The sequence below is a fragment of the Bacillus sp. 7884-1 genome (assembly GCF_002272245.1).
Taxonomy (GTDB): Bacteria; Bacillota; Bacilli; order Bacillales; family Cytobacillaceae; genus Neobacillus.
The window spans coordinates 1-5,776 of sequence record NZ_NPDD01000070.1 but is presented as its reverse complement, the minus strand read 5'-3'; the positions used below and the strand labels follow the sequence as shown (position 1 = coordinate 5,776).

General features: G+C 39.8%; 5 protein-coding genes. 4 read left to right on the top strand and 1 reads right to left on the bottom strand.

Annotated features, from left to right (window positions below; genetic code table 11):
* The first annotated feature begins 139 nt into the window (after positions 1 to 139).
* Together CHI06_RS09690 and CHI06_RS09685 are read left to right on the top strand one after the other, a co-directional pair.
* Positions 140 to 1,339, top strand: coding sequence for an ornithine--oxo-acid transaminase (locus tag CHI06_RS09690; protein WP_095248346.1), 1,200 nt, complete (start codon positions 140 to 142; stop codon positions 1,337 to 1,339).
* A 24-nt stretch (positions 1,340 to 1,363) separates the two neighbouring features.
* Positions 1,364 to 2,653: a Glu/Leu/Phe/Val family dehydrogenase gene (locus tag CHI06_RS09685; protein WP_095248345.1), complete on the top strand. Its 1,290-nt coding sequence runs from the start codon at positions 1,364 to 1,366 to the stop codon at positions 2,651 to 2,653.
* 41 nt (positions 2,654 to 2,694) lie between these two features.
* Here the strand turns inward: CHI06_RS09685 and CHI06_RS09680 are convergent, their stop codons facing one another.
* Positions 2,695 to 2,925 carry a DUF378 domain-containing protein gene (locus CHI06_RS09680; RefSeq protein WP_095248344.1) on the bottom strand — a complete coding sequence of 77 codons (231 nt, stop codon included), beginning with the start codon at positions 2,923 to 2,925 and terminating at the stop codon, positions 2,695 to 2,697.
* Positions 2,926 to 3,055: 130 nt separating this feature from the next.
* Here CHI06_RS09680 and CHI06_RS09675 point away from each other — a divergent pair, with 130 nt between their 5' ends.
* Together CHI06_RS09675 and CHI06_RS09670 are read left to right on the top strand one after the other, a co-directional pair.
* Complete coding sequence (locus tag CHI06_RS09675; protein WP_095248343.1) at positions 3,056 to 4,219, top strand: iron-containing alcohol dehydrogenase; 1,164 nt, start codon at positions 3,056 to 3,058, stop codon at positions 4,217 to 4,219.
* A gap of 167 nt (positions 4,220 to 4,386) precedes the next feature.
* Positions 4,387 to 5,733 (top strand): glucose-6-phosphate isomerase, encoded by a 1,347-nt coding sequence (locus CHI06_RS09670; RefSeq protein ID WP_095248342.1) that lies wholly within the window; start codon positions 4,387 to 4,389, stop codon positions 5,731 to 5,733.
* Positions 5,734 to 5,776: the final 43 nt, after the last annotated feature.

The following is a 5,776-nucleotide window of genomic DNA, read 5'->3' as shown; positions in this document are numbered from 1 at the left end:
CCTGTAGCACAAATCAACAGCCCAATTTAACACAGCCTATATTTTAAAAAAGATTTTTGCAGTATCTGTTCATTCTTTTTCAATGCTCGGCTACAATAAGTATGTACATAACTCACCTTTGAAACGGAGGAAAAGTTTAATGGCTGCAGAAAAGAAATCTAAAGGCTTAATAGAACAAACTGAAAAATACGGGGCACATAATTACCACCCGCTTCCAATTGTTATTTCACGTGCTGAAGGAGTTTGGGTAGAGGATCCTGAAGGAAATAAATATATGGATATGTTGAGTGCTTATTCTGCAGTTAACCAAGGCCATCGCCATCCAAAAATTATTCAAGCATTAAAGGATCAAGCTGATAAGGTAACGTTAACTTCTCGTGCCTTTCATAATGACCAATTAGGACCTTGGTATGAAAAAATTTGCAAATTAACAAGAAAAGAAATGGCGCTTCCAATGAATACAGGTGCTGAGGCAGTCGAAACAGCAATTAAAGCAGCGCGCCGCTGGTCCTATGATGTAAAGGGGGTAGCTGAGAACCAAGCAGAAATTATCGCTTGTATAGGCAATTTCCATGGCAGAACGATGACGGCCGTTTCCTTATCCTCTGAAGCTGAATATAAACGAGGATTTGGACCAATGCTTCCAGGAATAAAACTTATTCCCTATGGAGATTTAGAAGCTTTAAAATCTGCTATTTCCGCCAATACTGCAGCATTTTTAATTGAACCAATTCAAGGAGAAGCGGGAATTGTTATTCCACCTGAAGGCTTTATGAAAGCTGCCTTTGACTTATGTAAAGAAAATAATGTTCTCTTTATTGCAGATGAGATTCAAGCTGGCTTAGCTCGTACCGGAAAAATGTTTGCGTGTGAATGGGAAGGAATAGAGCCTGATATGTATATCCTTGGTAAAGCGCTTGGCGGCGGTGTTTTCCCCATCTCATGTGTAGTTGCAAATAATAACATTTTAGGTGTATTTAATCCAGGTTCTCATGGTTCTACCTTCGGAGGCAATCCACTTGCATGTGCAGTATCAATAGCTGCTCTGGATGTTCTGATTGACGAAAAACTCTCCGATAAATCATTGGAATTAGGCGAATATTTTGTAAGCAAATTAAAAGAAATTCATAATCCAAGGATTAAAGAAGTAAGAGGCCGCGGTTTGTTTATCGGGGTAGAATTAACAGAACCAGCACGAAAATATTGTGAAGAATTAAAGGAGCAAGGGATTTTATGCAAGGAAACGCATGATACTGTGATTCGTTTCGCCCCTCCTTTGATTATCAACCAAGAAGAATTAGATTGGGCAATAGAGCGTATCAATAAAGTGCTTGCCTAAATGAAAAAAAGCTGAGGTGCCAGAATGGGGAAGAATGATGTAACAAATCGGGCAGGTGAAAATGATAAAGAGAAAGAGAACTTAAATCTTCTTACCTCCACGCAGATTGTTATTCATGATGCTTTAAAAAGGCTGGGGTTTACAGAAAATGCATTTGAGATGTTGAAAGAACCTATTAGAATGTTGAATGTGAGGATTCCGGTTCGGATGGATGATGGGTCGGTTAAAGTTTTTACTGGCTTTAGAGCTCATCACAATGATTCAGTTGGACCGACAATCGGTGGTGTTCGTTTTCATCCTAAGATTAATGAAGATGAAATAAAGGCATTGTCTATGTGGATGAGCTTGAAATGTGGAATTGCTGATTTACCGTTTGGAGGCGGAAAGGGAGGGATCCTATGTAATCCTCGAACTCTTTCATTTGGTGAACTTGAACGCCTAAGCCGCGGTTATGTACGTTCCATTAGTCAAGTTGTGGGTCCAACGAAAGATATCCCGGCACCAGATATGTATACAAATTCTCAGATTATGGCCTGGATGATGGATGAATATAGTCGTCTCCGTAAGTTTGACTCTCCTGGCTTTATAACGGGAAAGCCACTCATGCTTGGTGGGTCAGAAGGAAGGGAAGAAGCAGGGGCACTGGGAGCAGCAATCTGTGTAGAAGAAGCTGCAAAGATCAGAGGTCTTTCGCTAAAGGGTGCCCGTATCATTGTACAGGGATTTGGTAACGCTGGCAGTTCCATTGCAAAATTTATGCACCAATCTGGGGCCATTGTCGTTGGGATTTCTGATGTTTATGGCGCCCTTTACGACCCAGATGGCCTAAATATTGATTATTTACTTCAGCGCCGTGACAGTTTTGGTACAGTAACTAGTCTTTTTGACGGTGTCATTACCAATGAGGAATTGCTTGAACAAGAATGTGATATTCTTGTACCAGCAGCGACCTCCAATCAAATTACTGCTAAAAATGCTCAAAATATAAAGGCCAAGATAGTAGTGGAAGCTGCCAATGGCCCTACAACCAGGGAAGCAACCAGGATTCTTTCTGAACGTGGCATACTGCTTGTTCCTGATGTTTTGGCGGGAGCTGGAGGAGTGACTGTCTCCTATTTTGAATGGGTTCAGAATAAGCAAGGCTATTATTGGGATGAAAAAGAAGTAACAGATAAATTACGTGTGAAGATGGTCAGTGCATTTCAACAAATTTATGCTATCTCAAAAAATCACAATGTAAATTTACGTGTTGCTGCTTATATGGTTGGGGTTAGAAAATTAGTAGAAGCCTCAGAATTTAGAGGATGGATATAAAAAAATCCTTGCGATACCAATGCAAGGATTTTCTTATATCTTTATCTTGTAGTTTCCGTTTCTGGATCCCTTACATACGCTTCATTTGGCTTGAAGAGAAGTCCAAGATTAATAAGTCCAGCGATTCCCACTAAGCCATAAATAATTCTTGATAGTGCTGAATTATCACCAAAAATGGCTTCAACTAAATTAAATCCAAAAAAACCAATTAATCCCCAATTAATAGCACCAATGATTGTAAGAATTAAAGCAATTCTTTGAATCGTACTCAAGCAGGATTCCTCCTATCGAATTTATGTTCACTATTAGATTGAAGATAAATGTATATAAATATTCATTTCTATATCTTTGCAAAATAAATTTTTTTAAATAATAATGGGATGTGAAAGGATGGTGCACTTCATGCAAAATTTCACATTTTGGAATCCGACCAAATTAATTTTTGGTAAAGGACAGCTTGAGCAAATAAAAAAGGAAATACCTCTTTATGGACAAAAGGTGTTAGTAGTTTATGGCGGCGGCAGCATTAAACGCAGCGGTCTTTATGACAAGGTGATCAACCTACTGAAAGAAATTGATGCACAGGTTTTTGAATTACCGGGGGTAGAACCGAATCCTCGAATTACAACAGCACGTATGGGAGTAGAAATATGTAAAAAGGAAGGGATTGACGTCCTTTTAGCCGTTGGCGGGGGCAGTGTTATCGATTGTACGAAGTTAATTGCCGCAGGCGCAAAATATGACGGAGATGCATGGGACTTGGTCATAAAGAAAGCAACCGTAACTGATGCACTGCCTTTTGGTACTGTTTTGACATTAGCAGCAACAGGTTCAGAAATGAATTCTGGATCGGTTATCACCAATTGGGAAACGAACGAAAAATACGGCTGGGGAAGTCCGCTTACCTTTCCGAAATTCTCGATTCTAGATCCCGTACATACTTTTTCCGTTCCAAGAGATCAGACGATTTATGGAATTGTCGATATGATGTCCCATGTATTAGAGCATTATTTTCATTTGGAGGAGAATACATTATTCCAGGATCGTATGTGTGAATCCTTACTGATTACGATAATGGAAACTGCACCTAAATTGCTTGAGGACTTAGAGAGTTATGACCATCGAGCAACCATTCTTTATAATGGGACAATGGCTTTAAACGGTATTTTAAATATGGGTTATCGCGGCGATTGGGCTACCCATAATCTTGAACATGCCGTTTCAGCTGTATATGACATCCCTCATGGCGGGGGTCTTGCAATTTTATTTCCTCACTGGATGAAACATAATCTTAAGGTAAAACCAGAGCGCTTTAAACAGCTCGCGCTCAGAGTGTTTGGGGTTAATCCAGAAGGGAAAAGTGCTGAGGAAGCTGGCCTCGCAGGTATTCAAAAATTACGTGAGTACTGGAACAGTATTGGAGCACCTGCGCGTTTAGCTGACTATAATATCGATGACAGCAAAATTGACTTGATGGCTGACAAAGCAATGGTGTACGGTGAATTCGGCAACTTTACGAAATTGAATAGAGAAGATGTAGTAACGATTTACCGTGAGTCACTGTAAAAAATAACGGGCATTTTTTAATGCTCGTTTTTCTTTTTCGACAAATTCTTTAACATGTAAAAAAATTGGCGAAAATGGGTACGCTTACAAGGGAAGCCTATTCTTGATAATCTGTCCAGCATTCGTTAAAGTGAGAAATGAAAATAAAATATTGGAGGATTACATACATGACACACATACGTTTTGATTATTCAAAAGCGTTAGCCTTCTTTGCAGAACATGAGATTACATATTTACGCGACGCCGTGAAGGTTGCCCACCATTCCCTGCATGAGCAAACAGGAGCAGGAAGTGACTATTTAGGCTGGATAGACCTTCCTACCAACTATGATAAGGAAGAGTTCTCACGTATTAAAAAAGCGGCGGAAAAAATCAAATCCGATTCAGACGTGCTCCTTGTGATTGGAATTGGCGGATCGTATTTAGGAGCAAGAGCAGCGATTGAAATGCTTCAGCATAGCTTCTACAATGCCCTGCCAAAAGAAAAGCGTCAAACACCACAAATTATTTTTGTTGGCAATAATATTAGTTCCACCTATATGAGAGATGTTATGGATCTCCTTGATGGAATAGACTTTTCCGTCAATGTTATTTCAAAGTCTGGAACGACAACGGAGCCAGCGATTGCCTTTAGAATCTTCCGTAAACTTCTTGAGGAAAAGTATGGTGCTGAAGAAGCAAAGAAGAGAATCTATGCAACAACAGACAAGGCAAGAGGTGCATTGAAAACCTTGGCCAATGAAGAAGGATATGAATCATTTGTGATCGCAGATGATATTGGCGGACGTTATTCAGTGTTAACAGCAGTTGGCTTACTTCCTATCGCTGTAAGTGGTGCGGACATTGATAAGATGATGCAGGGGGCTGCTAAAGCACAAGAAGACTACGGCCATTCAGAGCTAGATGAAAATCCTGCTTACCAATATGCTGCGGTTAGAAATGCTCTTTATAATAAAGGGAAAACGATTGAAATGTTAATCAATTATGAGCCTGGACTTCAGTACTTTTCTGAATGGTGGAAGCAACTATTTGGAGAGAGTGAAGGAAAAGACCAAAAAGGAATTTACCCTTCTTCCGCTAACTTCTCAACCGATCTACATTCTTTAGGACAATATGTACAAGAAGGCCGCCGTGATTTGTTTGAAACAGTCATTAAGGTGGAAAAACCACGCCATGAATTGACGATTGAAGAGGCAGATAGTGATTTAGACGGCTTAAATTATTTAGCAGGACAATCCGTTGACTTTGTAAACAATAAAGCATTCCAAGGAACAATGCTTGCACATACAGATGGAGGCGTACCAAACTTAATCGTATCCATTCCTGAAATGGATGAATACACATTTGGCTACCTAGTCTATTTCTTCGAAAAGGCATGTGCAATGAGCGGATACCTCCTAGGAGTAAATCCATTCGACCAGCCAGGAGTCGAAGCATACAAAGTAAACATGTTTGCTTTATTAGGCAAACCAGGCTTCGAAGAAAAGAAAGCCGAGCTAGAAAAAAGACTGTAATTAATAACTGTGTGTTAAAAGAATTAATGATTTTGGCACTCTG